Raw genomic sequence first — 20299 nt, forward strand, 5'->3', positions numbered from 1 at the left:
AAGTCGTGTCGAGAAACCGCCATCCTGCACAGGCGTGGAGCGCGCCGGCTATCCGCGCGGCGCACCCCTGCCCGCTGCCAACCAGTCCACCGGTTAGCCTGACGGCGGTCACTCAAAGCCGTACTTTCCGGGGGAGTTGACGATGACGCGTGACAACGGCGAGACCCAGTCGGCGTATCGGCTGCCGGCCGGCACCGAGGATACCGACGGTTGGGCCCCGGCCGGAATCGACATCTCCCGACCCCACCCGGCGCGCGTGTACGACTACCACATCGGCGGCAAGACGAACTCTGCCGCTGACCGCGAACTCGCCGACAGGTTCATCGCGGTGGCGCCGCAGACGTCCGTCACCGCGTTGGACAACCGCGCGTTCCTCGGACGTGCGGTGCGCTTTCTCGTCGAGCAGGGCATCGACCAGTTCCTCGACATCGGCACCGGCATCCACGCGCCCGGCAACACGCACGAGGTGGCGCAGGAGATCAACCCCGACGCGCACGTGGCCTACGTCGACAACGACCCGATCGTCCTGGCGCACGCCCGAGCCCTGACGCCGGCATCCCCCGATCGCGGCCGTACCGTCTTCCTTTCCTCCAGGCGGACCTTCGCGGGCCCGAGGCGATCCGTCGCACGAATCGCCTGACGGGCAGGTCGGCTTCTCCCGGGACACGACACGCGGACCTGCGTATGCCTCGGCCCGTTTCACCGAAAGGACCGATATGACGATCCGCCACCTCAGTCGTCGTGGTTTCACTGCGGGGCTCGGCGCCACTGCGGGCCTCGGACTCGCCGGCGTTCTCGGCGCCTCGCCCGCACGTGCCGATGCGGTCGTGGCGCCGGCCGCCGGGCCCGCGGCCGGAACGCCCGCGCCGCGTCTCGTCCTGCCCGCGCCCACCGGCCGGTTCCCCGTCGGGCGCGTCGACCTGCACCTCGTCGACCACGACCGCACCGACATCTGGGCATCCGACCCGACGTCGCCGCGCGAGCTGATGGTCAGCCTCTTCTATCCGGCGGCCCCGCACGGCGGCGGCGTGATGCCGTGGCTGCCCGAGGCCAGTGGCAACCTGCTGCTCGCCGCCAACGGCATCCCCGCCGGGGCAGTAGGGCTTCCGTTCACTCATGCCCGGGACACCGCGCCGTACGCCCGCGGCGCCGGTCGCGCGCCCGTCCTGATCTACTCGCCGGGGTACGACGAAGTACGCGCGTTCGGCACCAACCAGGCCGAGGAACTGGCCTCCCGCGGCTACGTCGTGGCCTCGGTCGACCACCCCGGCGACGCCGCCGTCGTGGAGTTCCCCGACGGCCGCATGTACTACGGCGTCAAGCCGGGCGAGGCCGAGGTCCCCGTCGAAATCCGCACCGCCGACGTGCGGTTCGTCCTCGACCGGCTCACCGACATCGACCGCGGCGGCAACCCCGACGCCGCCCGCCGCCGCCTGCCGGCCGGCCTGTGCGGGGCCTTCGACCTGGGCCGCGTCGGCATCTTCGGCCACTCGCGCGGCGGCGCCACCGCGGCGTCCGCGATGTTCGCCGACCGCCGCTTCACGGCCGGGGCGAACCTCGACGGCGCGGTCTTCGGGCCTGTCGTGGCCGGCGGCCTCGACCGTCCGCAGTTGCTGCTGGAAGCGGCCGACCACGAGGCGATGACGTACGACGACACATGGCAGCAGTTCTGGCCCAACCTGCGCGGCTGGCGCCGGATGTACGTCCTGGAGAAGTCGCGCCATCTGTCGTACACCGACATCCAGATACTGATGCCGCAGATCGCCGCCCACCTCGGCCAACCGCCGGGCTCCACCGAACCGATGCTCGGCACCATCCGCCCCGACCGTGCGGTCGCCGCCACCCGCGCCTTCGTCACCGCCTTCTTCGACCTGCACCTGCGCGGCCGTGCCACCCGGCTGTTCGACGGCACGTCGGGCGCATACCCGGAGATGCGCTTCGAACTGCGCTGAGGGCCGGTCACATCCGCAGCACCACCGGCTGCCGCAAGGGACTGGACGGTTTCAAAAGTAGCTTTCCCCATAGTTTTTTCGCGATCGAAGTAGCTTTGCGGAAAGCTATGTCGCGCTCATGGGACGGCTTGATGGCCGTCGGGGCGACGCACCAGGCCGTTTCGTGCCCGCGCGGGCGCCCGAAGGTGTGGCTTGGCCGCCGTCGGGCGCCCGCGTGCACAGCCGGATCCGATTCCGCCTACCGCTTGCGCAGTTCTTCGACGAGCACCGCGTAGCTGTCCTTGCTGCGGCCGGCCGCCACCGCGCGGTCGGCCAACTGCTTGATGGCCTTCGGGAACGACGCGTCGAGTCCGACCGCCTCGGACTCGTCGATCAAGTGCTCCATGGCCGCAAGATGCGTGTCCAGCGCCGCATCGTCGCCCGGGTAGGCACCACTGTCGATCTGCTCCGCGTAACCGCCGAGCCACCCGGCGACGGTGTTCGCGGAGATCGTCGCGAGCGGTGCGAACGACGCCGCGTCCACACCCGCCGCAGCGAGCACCGCGGCACCCTGCAGGAAGCCGTTCAGCGTCCCCCACATGAGGCTCAGCACCGCCACGTCGTGCAGCGACGCCAGCCCGTGGTCGGCGCCCAGGAAGGCCGCAGCCCCGCCGATTGCCCGCAGCGTGTCCGCGTGCTCCTCGAACGCGTCCGCCGCGCCGCTGTACAGAATCGGCGTCTCGGCCGCCCCGATCCCGGACGGGACCGCGAGAATCGCCCCGTCCAGGTACGTCCCGCCGCCCCAGACGGCCAGCTCACGTGCCTCCCGGGACGTCCCCGACGTCAGGTTCACGAACGTCCGGCCCTCTCCGAACCCCTTGATCGGAACCAGGAGTTCGCGTACGGCCTGGTAATCGGAGACACAGACGACAACGAGCGGGCTCGCCGCCACCGCCTCGGCCACCGACCCGGCGACCTGCGCTCCCTCGGCGGCCAATACCTCGGCCTTGCCCGCGCTGCGGTTCCACACCGTCGTCGGGTGCCCGGCCCGCAGGAAGGCCCGCGCGAGCGCGCTCCCCATCAGCCCGAGCCCGAGCACCGTCACCGGACGGGTTGCAGCATCAGCAGTCATGACATCCCCCAACAAGAACATTCTTCGGCGTAACGCCGACCGGAATCGATGCAGCGATGCTCGACGTTCACACCGGTATGAAGGTCAAGCCGTGTGCATTCGTGGAGAGGAACGAGCCGTGCTGATCGGCGAACTGAGCCGCCGGACGGGCGTCCGGACCCACCAACTCCGGTACTACGAGAGCCAGGGCCTCCTGCAACCCCACCGAGGCCGGCACAGCGGCTACCGCGAGTACACCGACGAGGCCGTCCTCACCGTCCACCAGATCCGCAGGCTCTTGGAGGCCGGCCTCTCCACCGACGACATCGCGTACCTCCTCCCCTGCGTCACCGGCCCCGCCCCCGAGATGGCTCCCTGCCAGGAGATCGTCGACACCCTCCGCGCCCGCTTGGCCACCCTCGACGACCGCCTGAACACGCTGGCAAGCTCACGCGAATCGCTGGCGGCCTACATCAGCACGACCGAACAGCGCCTGGCCCAACCGGCCTGACTCCAGGACAATCCGCCGTCACCCGTCACCCGTCACCCGTCACCCGTCACCCGTCACCCATCGCGCCTTGCCGCCCACGCAAACACGCCTGCCAACGCGGCGGGAACGGCAGCGGCTGCCATCAGCACCGACGGCGAGGTCGCGTCCACCACGAGTCCGCCGAGCAGCGCCCCCGAGGCCAGGGTCAGCTGGAACGACGACGTGAACAGCACGGTCACGGCCTCGGGCGCATCCGGTGCGCCGCGCAGGAAGTACGCCTGCGAGCACGCCGGAACCGCGCCGTACGCCACGCCCCACACCACGAGCAGCCCGAGCGCCGCCGCGCTGTGCAACCGCCCGAGCAGCGGCAGCAGGGCCACCGTCCCGGCGATGAGGAGCGCCGCGGACATGAAGGTTGCCCGGACGCTGCGGGGGATCGCGCGCCCGGCGAGGAAGGTCCCGGCGATGCCGGCGACGCCGTACACGAGGAGGTACATGCTCACCCAGCCTCCGCCGACGTGTGCCGCGTCGCGGAGGAAGGGCGTCACATACGTGTAGGCCGCGAAGTGCGCGACCACGATCAGGGCCGTCACCCAGACGGCCGTCCGGATGCCGCGCGAGTGGCGCAGGTACCCCGCCAGCACCCGCAAGCGCACTGCCTCGCGTCCCGGCAACGCGGGAAGACTGAGCGCGACGACCACGGCGGTCACCGCCGCCAAACCGGCGAGAACCGCGAACACCACACGCCAGCCCGCGTGTTCACCCAGCTGAGTACCGAGCGGGACCCCGAGCACCGAACCGGCCGGCACCGCCGCGAAGATCATCGCGGTCGCCGCCGGCACCCGCTCCGCGGGCACCAGCCGCGGCGCGAGCGCGGCACCGATCGACCAGAAGCCGCCGATGACGATCCCGAGCAGCGCCCGCGCCGCAATCGCCAGCCAGAACCACGGCGCACACGCCGTCAGCACGTTCACCACGGCCAGCAGCACGACCAGCCCCACCAGAACGCGCCGCCGATCCGTCCGCCCGACCACGATCGCCACCCCCGGCGCACTCACCGCGGCCAGCAACCCCGGCAGGGTCACCAGCAAACCGGCAGTGCCGTCGGACACCCCGAACCCCGCCGCCATCGAGGGCAGCAGCCCGATCGGCAGGATCTCGGTGGTGACGATGACGAAGATCCCGAGCGCGATACACAACACCCCGGCCGTCCGACCACGAGGCGACGACCCGGCCACCACCCCGGAGGGCGGGGATTTCGGCGAGTCCTGGACGGCTGCACTGGCAGGCATGAACGGCCCTTCACAGACGAACGATCAACGGCGGCGCCATCCAGTACAGCCAGCGCGGCAACAAACCACCGGCGGAAATCGGCCGTCACCGCAAGGCTCGTCACCCGCTCCCGCTCGGCGGGCAAACCGGCCAGGGATACAGACGGGACGAGGCGGACCCGCCCCCAACCGAGGCGCCGAGCAGCTCACCCACCCGTACCCGCCAGCCTTCACCCCCGGCCGCGCCATGCCCCCACCTGGCGAGGCTTGCCACCCCACCCCACCCCGACGCAGACGACATACGCACCCCAGCCCGCCCCGGTCCACCCCAGTCCACTCCACCGAATCCGTCACATCGACCACCCGGCCCGAGCCCTCCGCCCACCCCTCCCCCGCAGGTCGGGCGCACCCCGCCACCAGCCGGTCCCACCTCCCCGACGCGCTATCCTTGCCGCACGGCGGACGAGCCGGCCGGGCGGCCGCGTCGGGACCTTCTCGGGTCCCGTCGAGGAACGTCCGGGCTCCACACGGCAGGGTGGTGGGTAACGCCCACCTGGGGTGACCCACGGGACAGTGCCACAGAGAACAGACCGCCAGGAGTCTCCGGACCCCTGGTAAGGGTGAAACGGTGGTGTAAGAGACCACCAGCGCCCGAGGTGACTCGGGCGGCTCGGTAAACCCCACCCGGAGCAAGGTCAAAAGGGAACCCGACAGGGCTCCTGCGCAGGCGTTCGAGGGCTGCCCGCCCGAGCCTGCGGGTAGACCGCTGGAGGCCGGCGGCAACGCCGGCCCGAGATGGATGGCCGCCTCCCCAGGCCCCGCAAGGAACCTGGGAGACAGAACCCGGCGTACAGGCCGACTCGTCCGCCGCCTACGCCTTTGATCAGCAGCCCCCGAGATCGCCAGGCCCTCCGGGCGGGTTCTCGGGGAGCGTCCTGGGGCTTTCTCCGGGAAGCCCCAGATGTTGTCACCAAGCGATGACAGCGAATCGCTTCAGCCTGCCGCGGGACACGTCGGCGGGGTCGGTCCGGAGGGCGTCCCGAACCACACACGCTGCCCGTCCGGAGTCACGGTGAGGCCGAAGCCTTCCGGCTCTGGGCGACCGTGGTCCCGGAACCACTCGGCAGCGGCGATGAACTCGTCGGCCAAGTCGTCCGGACCGTACGTGTACGTAGCAGTCGGCGCCCCAACCGCGTACGTCACCGCCGCACACGAGACGCCACCCGATCCCCTGCGGTACAGGTAGCGAGTCGTCGATCCGTCGTTTTCAAGCACGGTCGTCATGACGTCGGGCAACACGAAGCCGACGACCAACTGCATGAATCCGACGCTCCCGATGTCCACGGTCGAGGCCGGCACGTCCGACTCGCCCGACGTGGCAGCCGCAATCCACCCTTCGGGGAACGTCGGCCACGCGGTCCGCTGCGACCGGGCTTTCATGTAGCTCAGTCCCTCGGCGAACCTGCCGGACGCGCTGCCGTCGGCTGCCTTCACCAGAGCCACCAACACATCGTGCGACGGCATGAACTGCGTCCCCCACGGCATGACGATCCGTGCTCCGGTCACCGCTTGGGACAGCCATGCGGCCGGTACCGTGCGGATCCCGCAGGTAACGAACACCCGGTCGTACGGACCCCCTTCGGCATAACCGTCAAGTCCGTCAGCGGTGACGACCTGGACGTCGACGCCAACCGCGGCGAGGTTCCTCCGCGCGATACGGGCGAGGGCCTCGTCGACCTCGACGGAGACAACATGGCCGGTAGGCCCGACGCGATCCCGCAGCAGTGCCGCGGTGTACCCCGTCCCGGTGCCGACTTCCAGCACCCGGTGGCCCTCTCGGACATCAAGAGCGTCCAGCATCTGCCGCACGGTCGTCGGCATCGAACACGAGCAGGTCGCCACACGCTCCCCGGCCTCGACCTCGACGCCGTCGTTCCATTGCGTGACGATCACCGCGTCCGCATTCACCGCGGCGCGCCACCGCTCCGCGTCGACCGCCCGGTCGACGAGCACATCGTCATGGAAGGCTGCCGGGATGAACGGGCCGCGGTCACGCCCGAGCAGGGCCAAGGAGATGTTTTCCCCGACCCCGCCCGTCTGTTCCTCACGCGTCATCTTTCCTGCGCTTCCCGGGTCCGGCCGGCGGGGTCCCATCCTGCTCCGGCTTCCCCGGCGGCGGACTCGGCCGCGGGTTCGGGTCGGGCTCCGGCATCTGGTGCTCCCTTCCGTTTCGTCCTGCTTGGCTGATCAGTGCGGCGGCACCGGTGGCGGAGGAGGTGGAGGTGGCGGACACGGGATCGGGGGCTCCACGATGGGGGCGTGCGGGCCCCGGTGCCGGTCGGCGGTCATCATTCCCTCCTTCGAGCAACGCGCCGCTGTGGTTTTCCACACGGCCTTGCGCCGCTGCAGACCACCGCACCAGTTCCACGAACGGGGGCTTCGCCCTCAGCCATGACACTCGAAGGCGGAGACGGGGTGGCCTTCGTCGCGTCCACGGTCGTGCAGGTCCACACGGTGATCGCGGGATCGGTGTACCCACGCCACGCCGCGAACGACACGATCGACTCGCCACCCACGGTGTCGAGCGCGGCTTCCAAACGTCCTGGTTCCAGTTGGGCCGGATGGCCACGCGCCCGGCGGCTCGTGGTCATGAAGCACGGCACCGTGAGCCGAAGCCGCTGGGCCCTTGGCAGGCCATCAACACACTCTTCATCGCGCTGACGGTGAGCCACTGCTCAGCCCCGGACGGGATGGCCGAGCCCTGCTGCGTGAACACGCAGCGCGACCGCAAGGTCGGCACGGTCAGGGTGGCGCAGGAGCTGCGCGATGATGCCGAGTTGCGCGAGGCGCCCGTCCGAAGTGTCGAGGACGTCCGCAAACCGGTGGCGGATTTCATCGGCGACGTCGGGGACCAGGAGGCTCGTGCAGTACAGGGTGGCCGCGTCCGTGCCGACCGGGGCGGTCCCCCAGAATTCCCAGTCGAGGATGACCGGCGTCCGGGCGGTGAGATTGGACCATCGCAGGTCGCCATGGGCGGTGGCCCACGTGTGCACGGTGGTGTCCAGGTCAGGCCCGTAGACCGTGCCGAGGACTCGGTCGATCTGCTGCTGGGTCCGCGGACATCGGCCGGTCGGAACGGCGGCGAGCGCGGTCAACGATGCGCGGAGGCCGGCCCACCACGCGTCGGGCAGCCGCGGATCGGTCTGCAGGACTTCCCCGGCGGAGACAGTCGGTTCGTCCACCGGCGTCGACAGTTCGGCGCGGCACACGAACTCGCCGTAGTCGAAATCGACGTGGCCGAGCAGCCGCGGCTTCGCGACGCCCTGGCCGTCGAGGACCGCGGCCGACACCGCTCCGTCCCGCAGCAGGTCGGGCACCGTGCCGGGCGCGGCAACGAGCACGCGCAGCCACGCGGGACCATGTGGGCTGTCGACGTGCCCGGACACACGACAAGCTCCGCTCGGTGCGGGCCGAGCAGTTCAAGCAGTCCCGCGCCGAGTTCGCCGATGCCCTCGCGGCGAAGGCGGCCGAACTGGGCGAGAACGTCGGCGTGGACCCGCGGCTGATCGCGAAATGGGAGGACGGCGAAACCGGCCGACCCCGGCCCGTATACCGCCGCCTCCTCGTCGCGTTGACCCGCTGCAGCGAACACGAGCTCGGCATCGCCGCGCCGGACTCCCGCCCCGGAGTGCCATCGGAACGGCCGACCTCGCCGCCACCGGTTGCGGCCGTCGACCGTCGCCAATTCCTCACACTCACCGGTGCATCCGTCTTCGCCATACCGGCCGCCGGATGGACGCCGCAACGCGTCGACCCTGCACTCGTCGACTACTTCCGCAAGCAACTCGCCGGTCACTACGAGGCCGACATGATGCTTGGGCCTCGTGCACTCGTCGCAACCGTGGTCACGCAGTGCAACCTCATCGGCAGACTGATCGAGGAGGCAGATGCAGCCGTGCGCACAAGCCTTACCGAAATCGGATGCGCGTATGCGGCCTTCGCAGGATGGCTGTTCCTTGACGCCAGCGACGCTGCCGGCGCGCTGCACTGGCACAGTGCGGCGCTCGAACTCGGGCATCGTTCCGGCAACATCGAGGCGGTGGCCTGCTCACTGGTCGACCGCGCCATGGCACACACGGATCTCGGGGCCGGAGGCGCAGTCGTCGATCTGTGCGGGAACGCTCTGCGTTTCGCGGACCGACTGTCCCCAGAGGTACAGGTGTTCGCCCTGCAGCAGCAGGCACACGGTGCATCCTTGCTCCACAATCGCCGCGAAGTAGACCGGCTCCTCGACAAGGCCGCGCAGCTCGTCGATCGTGTCGACGTCGAGCAGTGGGGAACCGCGTGTCTTCGCACTCCCGGCTACGTCGAGGTACAGCGGGCGACTTGCTACGGCCGTCTCGGCGAAGCCATCGCCGCCGACCGACTGTGGCAGCAGATCATCCCGGCCAGCCCCAGCGTGTCCCGCCGGGACATCGGTGTCTGGACCGCCCGACATGCCCGTGCCAAGGCTCAGCAGGGCGACCCCGACCAGGCGCTCGGCATGGCCCGCCCCGCGGTGGCTCTCGCCATTGAGACGGGCTCTGCACGTGGAGCCCGCGAACTGAAGGCTCTCGCCGAGGACGTTAGGCCGTGGCACGATGCCCGGGTCGGCCGTGACTTGGCCGATGTCCTGGCACCGGTCCTCAAGGGGGCATGAATGGCTGAGGTACTCGCTCACGACGAAATCGCCGAGCGCATCCGGGACCTGTCCGGCTGGACCACAGACGGCCGAAAGATCGAACGCACCTACTCGATCACGCACATCCCAGGTGCGGCATTCGTCATGCACATTGCGGCGATCCAAGACGAGTGGGGCCACCACTCCAACGCCACCCTTGGCTACAAGACGCTGCACATTTCGATCTCGTCGAGCGACCTCGGCGGGCATGTCGCCGAGCACGACATCGAACTCGCGCGGCGTATCGAAGCAGCGGCCCCCGCCCACGGCGCGCAGTGAGGACATCGCGGCCGAGGCACGGCACCACAACCGGGTGACATCATGCCCCGCTGCCGGTAATCCCGGCTGTTGAGCGGCGTCTCAGGCGCGCGGCTGCGTTCGGCGATCAGCCACCGGTACCCGCTCACGGCTTCCACCAAAACCGTCAGCAGTACCCGTGCGATCGAGTGCAGCGAGCCTTCAATCCCGAGGCCGGCAGCGCGCCGTCGTGCACGTCGTTCTGGTACAGACCTGGCTCTGGACAGGTTTCTGGCTCTGGACAGGTTTCTGGTTCCCCAGCACGTCCCCGCCACGGGGAATGCAGCAGGAGCAGCACCGTCGGTCTCTCGGTTCGATGGCGACGATGGCGAAGCCTTCGAGCCCGAGTCTGACAGCGCGCCGCGGTTCTGCCGTCCTCAACCCCCACCCGTCGTCGAACAACGCTGGTGTTCGTAGGCGCGGGGCCGCCTTGGCGGCACCGCGCAACCCCGCGGCAAGATCGGCAACCGCTTGCACACCCGCAACCGCACCAGGGACGGAGACCGCCCCAGCTCACGCCGGTTCGAGGGCGATGATGGCGAAGCCTTCGAGCCCGGTTCGAATGGTGCGCCCCCTGAAAGGCTCCCGCAACGACAGTCGCCACACGCGTGTGAGGAGCACGGGCGAGGATGGCGTCCGCGCCATCGAGCCCGGAACTCGTCAGCACCCCACGCCGCAGCCGGCCGCCCGTCGGCGCACCCTCACCCCGGTGCGAAGCGCACCCTCCGTCGGCCCAAGTCCGCGTCTGTCAGCCGTACTCGGGCCGGTGCGCCGAGTTTCAGCCCGGGGCCCGCGAACTTCGCGCGGACGGCGGGGCGGCGCAGCTGTACCGTCCCCGCGTCCTGGCGGTCGTTGAGGTCGACGACGATGCCGTCGAAGTGTTCGCCGACGTAGGGTTCCAGGACCGCGGCCTCGACCAGGTCCACGCACTCGCGTTCGACTTCGTGGGCCTTGCGGTCGCCGGTTTCCATGGCTTTCGGGAGTTCGTGGAGGCGGCTCATCACCCAGTCGGGGATGTCCGTGCCCGCGACGAGGGCGGCGCAGACCTCCCCGGCGAAGCGGTCGACGAGGCGGCGGAGGGGCGCGGTGACGTGGGTGTACTCGTCGGCGACCGCGGCGTGGGTGGCCAGTTCGGGGACGCCCGCGTCGAAGGCGGTGTAGCCGGCGCCGCGGAGCAGGCCGGTGGCTTCCTGGAGGAACGCGGCGTTGTTGGGGCGGGCCGGGTCGAGTGCGCGGATGACGTCGCCGTATGTGGTCCCGTCCGGCCAGTCCACCTCCAGCGCCCGCGCGACCCGGCGGAGTTGCGCGAGGGCGGTGGCCGGGGCGTCGGGGAGGGTGCGGAGGATGCCGACGCCCGCGTACGTAATGAGGTCGGCGGCGGCCATGCCGGTGAGCAGGGAGATCTGCGCGTTCCAGCCTTCGGCCGGGATCGGGGCGCGGAATTCCAGGTGCCAGGTGCCGCGGGCTTCGACGACTTCCTGTTCCGGGATGGGCAGGCTGATGCCGCCGCGGTCGCGTTCGGCGCGTTCGCGGAGGAGGCCGATGTCGCGGAGCAGGGTGAGGGGTTCTTCGGCGGTGCCGGCGTCGACGGCTCGCTGGACTTCGCCGTAGTCGAAGCGCCGGCGCGAGCGGACGGTGGCGCGATGTACGTCCGTCCCGACGAGTTCGCCGTCGGCGTCCAGGTCGAGGATCCACAGGAGTGCCGGGGCGTCTTGGCCGGGGAGCAGGCTGGCCGGGCCTTCGGAGAGCACCGGCGGGTGCAGCGGGATGCTGCCGTCGGGCAGGTAGAGGGTTTCGACGCGGCGCATCGCCTCGGTGTCGATGGCGCCGCCGGGGGTGACCCAGGCGGCGACGTCGGCGATGGCGTAGTGGACGCGGTAGCCGGTGCCGCGCCGTTCGAGGTGCATGGCCTGGTCGAGGTCGCGGGATCCGGCCGGGTCGATGGTGAGGAACGGCAGGTCGGTCGCGTCGCGGCGGGTCCGGCCGCCGGGGACCGTGCGGGCCCCGGTCACCGCCGCGGCGTCGGCTTCGGCGAGGGCGGCGGGCGGGAACGCGCCGGGCAGTCCGAGGTCGGCGCGGAGCGCGGCGAACCCGGCACGCAGCCGCTCGCCGTCGGCGGCTTTGAGGTGCAGATGGCGTCGGGGCACAGGCCGAGCTTAGGCCTGTTCGCGGAAAAGAAAGCGGAGGAAACGGACCCGGCCGGGAAGAAGCGGCCGGGAACGGCGACGCGGAAACCGACGCGGCCCATCCGGAGCGTTGCCGGTCACGGCGGGTCATAAGGTAGGGACGCCGCGCCGACGCGAAGTCGCCGCGCCGGACGCCTCGTCGCCCGGTGCCGGTGTTCGTCGCACCGTCGGATCCGCGGTCGGGCCGCCGTTGCGGCGGTCCCGGCAGTCCCGTCGGTCACGCCCGTCGATCCGGTCACGTCCGTCGCTCAGTCCGTCCGCACGCCTTGGGAGCTCCGTCCGTGCTCGTCCTCCTGCCCCCCTCGGAAGGCAAGGCCGCCGGGAGTACGGGGCCCGTGCTCGACCTCGCCGGGCTCTCCCTGCCCGACCTCAACGCGACGCGCGAGCGGATCGTCGACTCGCTGATCACGCTGTGCGAGGGCGACGAGATGGGGGCCTTGGAGGTGCTCGGCCTCGGCCCGAAGCTGCGCGGCGAGGTGCTGCGCAACCTGGAGCTGCGGGAGGCGCCGACGCTGCCGGTGTCGGAGCTGTACACGGGGGTGCTGTACGACGCCCTCGGCCTGGGCACGCTCGACGGGGCCGCGGCCAAGCGCGCGGACCGCAGCGTCCTGGTGTTCTCCGGGCTGTGGGGCGCGCTGCGGCCCTCGGACCGGGTGCCGGCGTACCGGCTCTCCATGGGCGTACGCCTGCCGGGCCTGGACGCCCTGCCCGGCCTGTGGCGCGAGGCGATGGCCAAGCCGCTGCCGCAACGGGCCGGGGACGGGCTGGTGTTGGACCTGCGGTCGGCCGCGTACGCGGCGGCGTGGCGGCCGGAGGGCGAGGTCGCGGCGCGCACGGCCACCGTGCGGGTGCTGCACGAGCGCGCGGTCGACGGTGTGATGAAGCGGTCGGTGGTGAGTCACTTCAACAAGGCGACGAAGGGGCGGCTGACCCGGCAGCTCCTGGAGACCGGCACCGAGCCCCGGAACCCCGCGGAACTCGCGGAGGCCCTTCAGGACTTGGGATGGACGGTCGAGGTCAAGGCGCCGGCCAAGCGCAACTCGGCCTGGGCGCTCGACGTGGTCGTCGCCGAGATCTGAGCGCTGCCCGCCCCCCACGAAACGTCGGCCGCCCGACCGGACGGCACTCGGGCGGCACTCGGGCGGCACTCGGGCGGCACTCGGCCCCGCACGCCCAACGGCGTACGGGGCCGAACAGTTCTTGCTCCCCCGCGTCCCACTCCCCCGGAGACGGCTCCCTCGGCCCCGCTCCCCGGAGACTGCTCCCTGGAGACTGCTCCCCGGAGACTGCTCGCCGGGCCCCGCTCCCCCGCGCGCTATTCCCCGCGCAAATGCGACGTGTCGTTGTAGACCCGCAGCGACGCGTTCCCGTCCGCCCACCAGTTGATCGCGGTGAGGGCCGCCGCCGACAGCTCCATGCGGAACATCGACTGCGCGGGTGCGTCCAGGGCGAGCCGGACGAGGGTCTTGATCGGCGTCACGTGCGTGACGATCAGCACGGTCTGGCCTGGGTAGTGGGCCAGGACCTTGTCGCGGGCGACGACGACGCGGTGGGCGACCTCGGTGAAGCTCTCCCCGCCGGGCGGCGCGAAGTCCGGCGAGACCAGCCATTCGGACAGCTCGTCGGGCCAGCGCTCGCGGACCTCGCCGAAGGTGAGGCCTTCCCAGGCGCCGAAGTCGGTTTCCCGGAAGCCCTCTTCCACGCGGACGTCGAGCCCGAGGCGGCGGGCCGCGGCGTCCGCGGTCTGCCGGCAGCGGGACAGCGGCGACGACACGATCGCCTGGATCGTGCCGCGCGCGGCCAGCAGCTCGGCGGCGCGCTCGGCCTGCCACCGGCCGCGTTCGGACAGTTCCGGGTCGCCGCCCACGCCCGAGAAGCGCTTCTGCGGGGTCAGCGGCGTCTCGCCGTGCCGCAGCAGCACCACGGTGGTGGGCGTCCCCAGGTCCGGGCCCCAACCGGTGGGCGGCGGGACGGACTTGGGCAGCTCGGGCCCGCCCACCGAAGCAGCCGAAGCCCCCGCCGCACCCGAACCCGCCGCACCCGAGTCCACCGCACCCGAGTCCACCGCACTCGATCCCGCCGCACGGCTCCCCGCCGCCGCGGCCCGAGCCGCCGCCCTGGCGTCGGCCGCCGACATCGCCGGCGCCGCGTTCGACGCGTCCTCGGCCTCGTCCGCCGCCACGGCCGGCCTCTTCGGCTCCCATTCCTTGCCCTGCGCCGCCGCGTCCATCGCCTCGTTGGCGAGGCGGTCGGCGTGCGCGTTCTTGGCGCGCGGCACCCACGTGTAGGTCACCCGGCCGGGCGGGTAGACCGCGCGGGCTTCGTCGGCGAGGACCTTCATGTCGGGGTGCTTGATCTTCCAGCGGCCCGACATCTGTTCGACGACCAGTTTGGAGTCGGCGCGGACCTCGACCGGGGCGTCCGGGTCGAGGCTGCGCGCCGCGAGGAGGCCGGCCAGCACGCCGCGGTATTCGGCGACGTTGTTGGTCGCCTTGCCGATGGACTCGCCGCGCTCCCACAGCACCGCGCCGGTCGCGGCGTCGCGGACCAGCGCGCCGTACGCCGCGGGCCCCGGGTTCCCGCGCGACCCGCCGTCCGCCTCGACGATGAACCGCCGGGTGCTCAAAGGCCCGACTCTGCGGTGCGGACGAGGATCCGGCGGCAGTTGTCGCAGCGCACGACCGTGTCCGGCGCGGCGCTGCGGATGGCGTTCAGGTCGGTGATGCCGAGTTCCAGGCGGCAGCCTTCGCAACGGCGCTGGTAGAGCGCCGCGGCGCCGACGCCGTGCGCCTGCTCGCGGATCTTCTCGTAGAGCGCGAGCAGGTCGGCGGGGACGGCCGCGGCGACGACGTCACGCTGCTTGGCGTCGCCGGCGCTCTCCGTGTCGATCTCGGCGATCGCGGCGTCGCGGCGGGCCGCGGCGGCGTCGCGCTCGGCCTGGGCGGCGTCGCGTTCCGCAATGAGGCCGGCGAGGCGGGCCTGGATCTCCTCGCGGCGCTCCATGACCTCCAGCACGACCTCTTCGAGGTCGCCCTGGCGCTTGGCGAGCGAGGTGATCTCGTGCTGGAGGTTCTCCAGCTCCTTCGGGTTGGTGATGTGCCCGGAGTCGAGGCGCTGCTGGTCGCGGACGGCGCGGGTGCGGACCTGGTCGACGTCCTGCTCGGCCTTGGTCTGCTCGCGGGCGGCGTCGCTGTCCTCGGTCTCCGCGGCCACCACGAGGTCGCGGAGCGTGGTGAGGCGACCGCCGAGGCGGTCGATCTCCTCGTGCTCGGGGAGCGTCCGGCGGCGGTGGGCGAGCCGGTCCAGACGCGAGTCGAGGGCCTGCAGGTCGAGCAGGCGGAGCTGGTCGGCGGGCGCGGCGTTCAGCGGGATCTCCTTCACGCGAGTGTTTCAGGCCTGAGTGCTTCGGGCCGGGGGCCGGTCGGCCCCGTGGTGCTGCGGGTCGGGCGGCGCGGCCGAGGCATCGGCGGCCGCCTGCCGGGCGGGCTGCGCGGCGGGCCGGACGGGTCGCGTCGGGCACCGAGCGGACGGCCCGGCCGGGTCGGGTCAGGTGGGGCTGGGCACGTGGAACACCCACGGGTCGGTGGGCAGTCGGGAGACGTACGTCTCCACGGTAGCCCCGGACGCGGCGGCCGCGGCGGTCAGTTCCCGGGCGGCCTGGTCGAGCCACGGCCACTCGGTGGCCCAGTGCGCGGCGTCGACGAGGGCGGGGCTGCCCGCCTCGACGGCTTCGGACGCGGGGTGGTGGCGCAGGTCGGCGGTGAGGTACACGTCGGCGCCGCTGCGGCGGGCGGCCGCGAACAGGCTGTCGCCCGCGCCGCCGCACACCGCGACGGTGTGCACGAGCCGGTCCGGGTCGCCCGCGACGCGGATGCCCTGCGCGGTCGCGGGCAGCGCCTTGGCGGCGCGGGCGGCGAACGCGGCGAGGGTCTCCGGCTCGGGGAGGGTGCCGACCCGGCCGATGCCGCGGCAGCCCTCCGGGTCGGCGGCGCTCGGGTCGAGCGGGCCGGTCACGGTGAGGCCGAGGGCGGCGGCGAGCGCGTCGGAGACGCCGGGGTCGGCGGAGTCGGCGTTGGTGTGCGCGACGGCGAGGGCGCAGTCGCCCTTGATCAGGCGGTGCACGACGCGGCCCTTGAAGCCGGTCGCGGCGACCGAGTGCACGCCGCGCAGGAACAGCGGGTGGTGGGTGACCAGCAGGTCGGCGCCCCACGCGAGGGCTTCGTCGGCGACCGCCTGCACCGGGTCGACGGCGAACATCACCTTGCGCACCTCGGCGTCCGGATCGCCGCAGACCAGGCCGACGGCGTCCCACGACTCGGCCCAGGCGGGGTCGTAGAGGCGGTGGAGGACGGCGAGGACGTCGGAGAGCGTGGGCACGCGTCGAGATTACCGTGACAGGCCCGGTCCCCTTGGCGGAGGAGACCGGGCCTGTGGACAAACGGGCGGGCTACACGGAGGTCAGACCGCGAGGTTCTTCTCCAGGTCGTCCAGGATGCGGTTGGCCGCCTCCACGCCGAGGCCGAGGAACCACGTCTCGTCGGAGACCGTCACGGCCTTGCCGTTCTTGACCGCGTTGAGGTTCTTCCACAACGGGTTGTCGGTGACCTTCGCGATGGCGGTCTTGTCCGCCGGGCCGTAAGTCCCGACGAAGATGCGGTCGGCGTCCGCCTCGGTGATGCGCTCTTCGCTGACCTCGACGGCGAGGTCGTCGATGTTCTGGTTGGCCGGGCGCGGCAGGCCGACGTCCTGGAGGACGGTGCCGATGAGCGACTTGTTCGCGTACAGGCGGATCTTGCCGGGCATGAAGCGGACCATCGTGACGGTCGGCTTGTTCGGCCCGAGCTTCTCGCCGAGTGCCTTGGCGCGCGCTTCGTAGTCGGAGAGCTGCTTGTTCGCCTCGTCGACCTTGTCGAGCGCGGCGGCGTTCAGGCGGAAGTTCTCCTTCCACGTGAAGCCGGGGCGCACGGAGAACACCGTCGGGGCGATCTGGGACAGCTGCGGGTACTGCTGTTCGGCGCGCAGCTTGCTGCCCAGGATCAGGTCGGGCTTGAGGTTGTTGATCGCCTCGAGGTTGAGCGCGTTGGTGGTGCCGACGTTCGCCGGCTTGCCCGCCTTGTCCGCGAGGTACGCGGGCATCTGCGGCGAGCCTTCGGTGTACGCGACGCCGACCGGCTGTATGCCGAGGGCGACGACGTTGTCGAGTTCGCCGGAGTCGAGGACGACGACGCGCTTGGGCTTCTCCTTGACCACCACGTCGCCCATCGCGGTGCGCACGGTACGCGGGAACTGCCCGGGTTTGGCGTCGGTGCCCATCTCGGAGGTGGCCTGGCCGGCCCCGCCGAAGTCCTTGCCGCCCGCGGCCACCGAGGACTGGTCGGTCTTCTTCTTGCCGTCGTCGCCGCAGGCGGTCACGACGAGGGCCGCGGAGGCGGCGAGGGCGACGAGCGCGGCTGTGCGGCGGGTGGGTCGCATGGGGGCTCCAGGGGCTCGAACGGGCGCGGACGGCCGACATCGACCCGACACCGCAAATCTTCGGTAAGGCTTACCTTATCTATCAGCAATCGGAGGGCCCGACCAACCCCCTGCAACGCGGAGAAACCTCACACCGCGGTTCGCGATTCGCGCGGCGGTTCCGCCAACTACCCCCAACCGTCCGGCAGAAGGTGTAGGACCGGCGACGCGGCCGCCGCCCTTTCCCGGGGTGTGGCAGGGGTGGCTCGCGCCGCAGCGTCGCGACAACGGCGTCCGACCCGGAGCGTCACGGGGGCGACCGGGGCCGACCCACGGCCCGGGCTCCCGCTATCCGTACAGGGGGCGGGAACAGATGGTGCACTGCATCCTCTGCGGGACCGGCAACGAGCCGGGGTACCGGTACTGCGCGGGGTACGGCTGCGGCGCGGATCTGGAGGGCCGGCGCGAGGGGGATCCGGCGCTGGCCGTGCAAGTCGCCGCGGCTCCGGACGAAGTGCTCGCGCGGCCCGGCGACACGGTCGAGATACGGCTGACCGTCCGCAACGCGGGCAGCGAGCCGGACAAGTACGTGCTCGAACTGCGCCGCGAGATAGGCGACCGGGTCACGGTCGAACGCCACGGCGCCCCCGGCGAGACCTCGCCCGGGGGCGATTCCGTCTGGACGGTGCGGTACGCGGTGCCGTGGGACTGGGATCCGTCCGGCGCGCTCACCGGGGTCGGCGGTTGGTTCGGCGACCCGGGCGCGGACGGTGCGGGGACAGCCGCGGACGCGCGCGCCGACGACGAGATCGAACTGCCGCTGCGGGTGGTGTCGACGCGGGACCGGCGGATCGCCGCCGCCGCGTGGGTGGTCGTCCGGCCCCCCGGCGCCGCGGACCCGGTTCCGACCCGTGGCTCGCGCGCCGCCGCGGCGGCGGCGCAGCGGTCCCGGCGCACCCGGATGATGGCCGCGGGCGCGGTCGCGGCGGTGGCGGTCGTCGCCGCGCTGATCGTGGGGATGGCCGCGGCCGGGTCGGGAGGCGGCGGGAAGAGGAACCCGACGCGGGCGGTGGCCGCGACCTCGACGGCGCCGTCGTCGACAGCCTCGGACACGGTGTCGGCGACTCCCGCGGACGGCGCCCTTCCGACGGACGTGGCGACGACGGAGGCGGCCCCGAGCACGTCGGCGAGCCGCACCCGCACGGCGACGGCGACCCGCACGCGGACCACCGCACCGGCCACGACCGCGCCGACGACGCCGCGGACGACGGCGCCGGGCACCACCGCACCGCCGTCCTCGCAGGCGCCGGCGCTGGTGACCGTGCCGGGCGTGATCGGGGACGGATACGCCGCGGCGGCCGGGGAGATCGACGGCGCCGGGCTCCGGGCGAGCGCCCAGGTCGCGGACGCGAAGTCCCCGTGCGCGCGGAACTTCAACGCGCCCGGCTGCGTCGTCGTCGCCCAGTCGCCGGACGCCGGCGCGCAGGTCCCGGCACGCACCCGCGTGGCGCTGACGATCGGCTACCAGCCGCCGAGCACCCCGGCGGGGGTCGGAGTCGCGGTGCAGGTCTCGGCGGGGGGCTGAGGCGAGGACGGCGGAGGCTCGCCGCGGCCGGGCGGCCCGGAGGGTCGGCCGGTCGGCGGCGTGCGCGCGGGGGGCGCGGGGGGCGGGGGGGCGGGGGAGCATCGGCAGCGCGCCCGCCAAGCCCCGCAGCACTCCGCAAACCCGTGGCCGGTCAGCCCGGGCCCCGCAGCACTCCGCAAACCCGTGGCCGCCCGGCCCGGGCCCCGTCGCCCACCTGATCCCACCCGGCGGCGCCCCGGGCCCCGTTGCGCCTCCCCACCCCCGCCGTGCCATGCTCCCTCCCAGGAATGCACTTGTCTCAGTCAAGGACTCGTCCGAGGGGGCCCACCATGCTCGATCTCTCCGCAGCGTCCGCCGTCGTCACCGGGGGCGCCTCCGGGCTCGGCGAGGCGACCGCCCGGCGCCTGGCCGCCGGCGGGGCCACCGTCGTCGTCGCGGACAAGAACGAAGAGCGCGGCACCAAGGTCGCCGCCGAGATCGGCGGCATCTTCGCCAACACCGACGTCACCGACGAAGCCCAGGTCCAGGCCGCCGTCGACGCCGCCGTCGCGGCCGCGCCGCTGCGCGCGCTCGTCGCGTGCGCCGGCACCGGCTACGCGGCCCGCACCGTCGGCCGCGACGGCAGCCCGCACCCGCTCGCCCCCTTCGAGTTCATCGTCAAGCTCAACCTCATCGGCACGTTCAACGCGATCCGCATCGCGGCCGCCGCAATGGCGAAGAACGAGCCGCAAGCGGACAACGAGCGCGGCGCGATCGTCTGCACCGCTTCCGTCGCCGCGTTCGACGGCCAAATCGGCCAGGCCGCCTACGGCGCCTCCAAGGCCGCCGTAGCCGGGATGACGCTGCCGGTCGCGCGTGACCTGTCCGCGGTCGGCGTGCGCGTCAACACGATCGCCCCGGGCACCATGGACACCGCGTTGTTCGACCTCGCCCCGCAGACGGTCAAGGACACGCTGGGCGCGGCCGTGCTCTTCCCCAAGCGCATGGGTGTGCCGGAGGAATTTGCGAGCCTCGCGTACGAACTGCTGACCAACAGCTACCTCAACGCCGAGGTGATCCGGCTCGACGGCGGAATCCGTTTCCAGCCGAAGTAGCCCCGCTCCGGGCCGGTTCGAGCCCGGAGCGCAGTCGGCGCGCAGCCGACCGCATCGGCAAATCCGCACGTCACACGAGGCGTCGGGCTCTCCGCCCGGCGCCTCGTACGTTTATCCCAATACCGCCCCAACGCCCCGTCAGATCCTGATTCCGAGGTTACTT

Annotated in this window: 17 protein-coding genes and 1 other RNA gene; 9 read left to right on the top strand and 9 right to left on the bottom strand. The window is 72.1% G+C overall.

What is annotated here, in order from left to right; genetic code table 11:
* Positions 1–142: 142 nt before the first annotated feature.
* Together ACPA54_RS32160 and ACPA54_RS32165 are read left to right on the top strand one after the other, a co-directional pair.
* Complete coding sequence (locus ACPA54_RS32160) at positions 143–640, top strand: SAM-dependent methyltransferase (RefSeq protein ID WP_423535067.1); 498 nt, start codon at positions 143–145, stop codon at positions 638–640.
* A 76-nt stretch (positions 641–716) separates the two neighbouring features.
* Positions 717–1952, top strand: coding sequence for an alpha/beta hydrolase family protein (locus ACPA54_RS32165; RefSeq protein WP_423535069.1), 1236 nt, complete (start codon positions 717–719; stop codon positions 1950–1952).
* A 238-nt stretch (positions 1953–2190) separates the two neighbouring features.
* Here the strand turns inward: ACPA54_RS32165 and ACPA54_RS32170 are convergent, their stop codons facing one another.
* The gene (locus tag ACPA54_RS32170) at positions 2191–3063 is read right to left on the bottom strand and encodes an NAD(P)-dependent oxidoreductase (protein WP_423535071.1); all 873 of its coding nucleotides are present in this window, start codon (positions 3061–3063) and stop codon (positions 2191–2193) included.
* 118 nt (positions 3064–3181) lie between these two features.
* On the opposite strand from ACPA54_RS32170, the gene ACPA54_RS32175 reads away from it, so the two are divergent.
* Positions 3182–3553 (top strand): MerR family transcriptional regulator, encoded by a 372-nt coding sequence (locus ACPA54_RS32175; RefSeq protein ID WP_423535073.1) that lies wholly within the window; start codon positions 3182–3184, stop codon positions 3551–3553.
* A 53-nt stretch (positions 3554–3606) separates the two neighbouring features.
* Here ACPA54_RS32175 and ACPA54_RS32180 read toward each other — a convergent pair whose 3' ends face one another.
* Entirely contained in the window at positions 3607–4824 is a 1218-nt protein-coding gene (locus tag ACPA54_RS32180; RefSeq protein WP_423535075.1) for an MFS transporter, read from the bottom strand.
* A gap of 442 nt (positions 4825–5266) precedes the next feature.
* Between ACPA54_RS32180 and rnpB the strand changes: the two genes are divergently transcribed.
* Positions 5267–5670: RNase P RNA component class A (gene rnpB / locus ACPA54_RS32185), an RNA gene on the top strand.
* A 126-nt stretch (positions 5671–5796) separates the two neighbouring features.
* Here rnpB and ACPA54_RS32190 read toward each other — a convergent pair.
* Entirely contained in the window at positions 5797–6918 is a 1122-nt protein-coding gene (locus ACPA54_RS32190) for a methyltransferase domain-containing protein (RefSeq protein ID WP_423535077.1), read from the bottom strand.
* Positions 6919–7538: 620 nt separating this feature from the next.
* Positions 7539–8249, bottom strand: coding sequence for a hypothetical protein (locus ACPA54_RS32195; RefSeq protein WP_423535079.1), 711 nt, complete (start codon positions 8247–8249; stop codon positions 7539–7541).
* Positions 8250–8266: 17 nt separating this feature from the next.
* Here ACPA54_RS32195 and ACPA54_RS32200 point away from each other — a divergent pair, with 17 nt between their 5' ends.
* Positions 8267–9502, top strand: coding sequence for an NsdA family TPR-like regulatory protein (locus ACPA54_RS32200; RefSeq protein WP_423535081.1), 1236 nt, complete (start codon positions 8267–8269; stop codon positions 9500–9502).
* Positions 9503–9802, top strand: a complete 300-nt coding sequence (locus ACPA54_RS32205; protein ID WP_423535083.1) for a 4a-hydroxytetrahydrobiopterin dehydratase — start codon at positions 9503–9505, stop codon at positions 9800–9802. It begins immediately after the preceding gene.
* A 719-nt stretch (positions 9803–10521) separates the two neighbouring features.
* Here the strand turns inward: ACPA54_RS32205 and ACPA54_RS32210 are convergent.
* Complete coding sequence (locus tag ACPA54_RS32210) at positions 10522–11967, bottom strand: RNB domain-containing ribonuclease (protein ID WP_423535085.1); 1446 nt, start codon at positions 11965–11967, stop codon at positions 10522–10524.
* Positions 11968–12287: 320 nt separating this feature from the next.
* On the opposite strand from ACPA54_RS32210, the gene yaaA reads away from it, so the two are divergent.
* Complete coding sequence (yaaA, locus tag ACPA54_RS32215) at positions 12288–13085, top strand: peroxide stress protein YaaA (protein WP_423535087.1); 798 nt, start codon at positions 12288–12290, stop codon at positions 13083–13085.
* Between the two features lie 236 nt (positions 13086–13321).
* On the opposite strand, the gene ACPA54_RS32220 is transcribed toward yaaA, so the two are convergent.
* From ACPA54_RS32220 to ACPA54_RS32235, 4 genes are all read right to left on the bottom strand, one after another.
* Entirely contained in the window at positions 13322–14632 is a 1311-nt protein-coding gene (locus ACPA54_RS32220) for a bifunctional RNase H/acid phosphatase (protein WP_423535088.1), read from the bottom strand.
* Positions 14629–15372, bottom strand: coding sequence for a zinc ribbon domain-containing protein (locus tag ACPA54_RS32225; RefSeq protein ID WP_423535243.1), 744 nt, complete (start codon positions 15370–15372; stop codon positions 14629–14631). The genes ACPA54_RS32220 and ACPA54_RS32225 overlap by 4 nt, the downstream gene beginning before the upstream one ends.
* Positions 15373–15552: 180 nt before the next feature.
* Complete coding sequence (locus ACPA54_RS32230; RefSeq protein ID WP_345673414.1) at positions 15553–16383, bottom strand: Nif3-like dinuclear metal center hexameric protein; 831 nt, start codon at positions 16381–16383, stop codon at positions 15553–15555.
* Positions 16384–16464: 81 nt separating this feature from the next.
* Positions 16465–17478: an ABC transporter substrate-binding protein gene (locus ACPA54_RS32235; protein ID WP_345673413.1), complete on the bottom strand. Its 1014-nt coding sequence runs from the start codon at positions 17476–17478 to the stop codon at positions 16465–16467.
* A 352-nt stretch (positions 17479–17830) separates the two neighbouring features.
* On the opposite strand from ACPA54_RS32235, the gene ACPA54_RS32240 reads away from it, so the two are divergent.
* Entirely contained in the window at positions 17831–19042 is a 1212-nt protein-coding gene (locus ACPA54_RS32240) for a PASTA domain-containing protein (protein ID WP_423535091.1), read from the top strand.
* A gap of 329 nt (positions 19043–19371) precedes the next feature.
* On the top strand, positions 19372–20136 hold the full coding sequence (locus ACPA54_RS32245; protein ID WP_345673411.1) for an SDR family NAD(P)-dependent oxidoreductase: 765 nt from the start codon (positions 19372–19374) through the stop codon (positions 20134–20136).
* Positions 20137–20299 lie beyond the last annotated feature (163 nt).

It is taken from the genome of Uniformispora flossi, assembly GCF_049534875.1.
Classification (GTDB): Bacteria; Actinomycetota; Actinomycetes; order Streptomycetales; family Streptomycetaceae; genus Yinghuangia; species Yinghuangia aomiensis.

What these genes read in the sequence shown, in the direction of transcription:
- ACPA54_RS32160 (WP_423535067.1), top strand. Translation starts at nt 143, where the DNA reads ATGACGCGTGACAACGGCGAGACCCAGTCGGCGTATCGGCTGCCGGCC.
- ACPA54_RS32165 (WP_423535069.1), top strand. Translation starts at nt 717, where the DNA reads ATGACGATCCGCCACCTCAGTCGTCGTGGTTTCACTGCGGGGCTCGGC.
- ACPA54_RS32170 (WP_423535071.1), bottom strand. Translation starts at nt 3,063, where the DNA reads ATGACTGCTGATGCTGCAACCCGTCCGGTGACGGTGCTCGGGCTCGGG.
- ACPA54_RS32180 (WP_423535075.1), bottom strand. Translation starts at nt 4,824, where the DNA reads ATGCCTGCCAGTGCAGCCGTCCAGGACTCGCCGAAATCCCCGCCCTCC.
- ACPA54_RS32190 (WP_423535077.1), bottom strand. Translation starts at nt 6,918, where the DNA reads ATGACGCGTGAGGAACAGACGGGCGGGGTCGGGGAAAACATCTCCTTG.
- ACPA54_RS32205 (WP_423535083.1), top strand. Translation starts at nt 9,503, where the DNA reads ATGGCTGAGGTACTCGCTCACGACGAAATCGCCGAGCGCATCCGGGAC.
- ACPA54_RS32235 (WP_345673413.1), bottom strand. Translation starts at nt 17,478, where the DNA reads ATGCGACCCACCCGCCGCACAGCCGCGCTCGTCGCCCTCGCCGCCTCC.
- ACPA54_RS32240 (WP_423535091.1), top strand. Translation starts at nt 17,831, where the DNA reads ATGGTGCACTGCATCCTCTGCGGGACCGGCAACGAGCCGGGGTACCGG.
- ACPA54_RS32245 (WP_345673411.1), top strand. Translation starts at nt 19,372, where the DNA reads ATGCTCGATCTCTCCGCAGCGTCCGCCGTCGTCACCGGGGGCGCCTCC.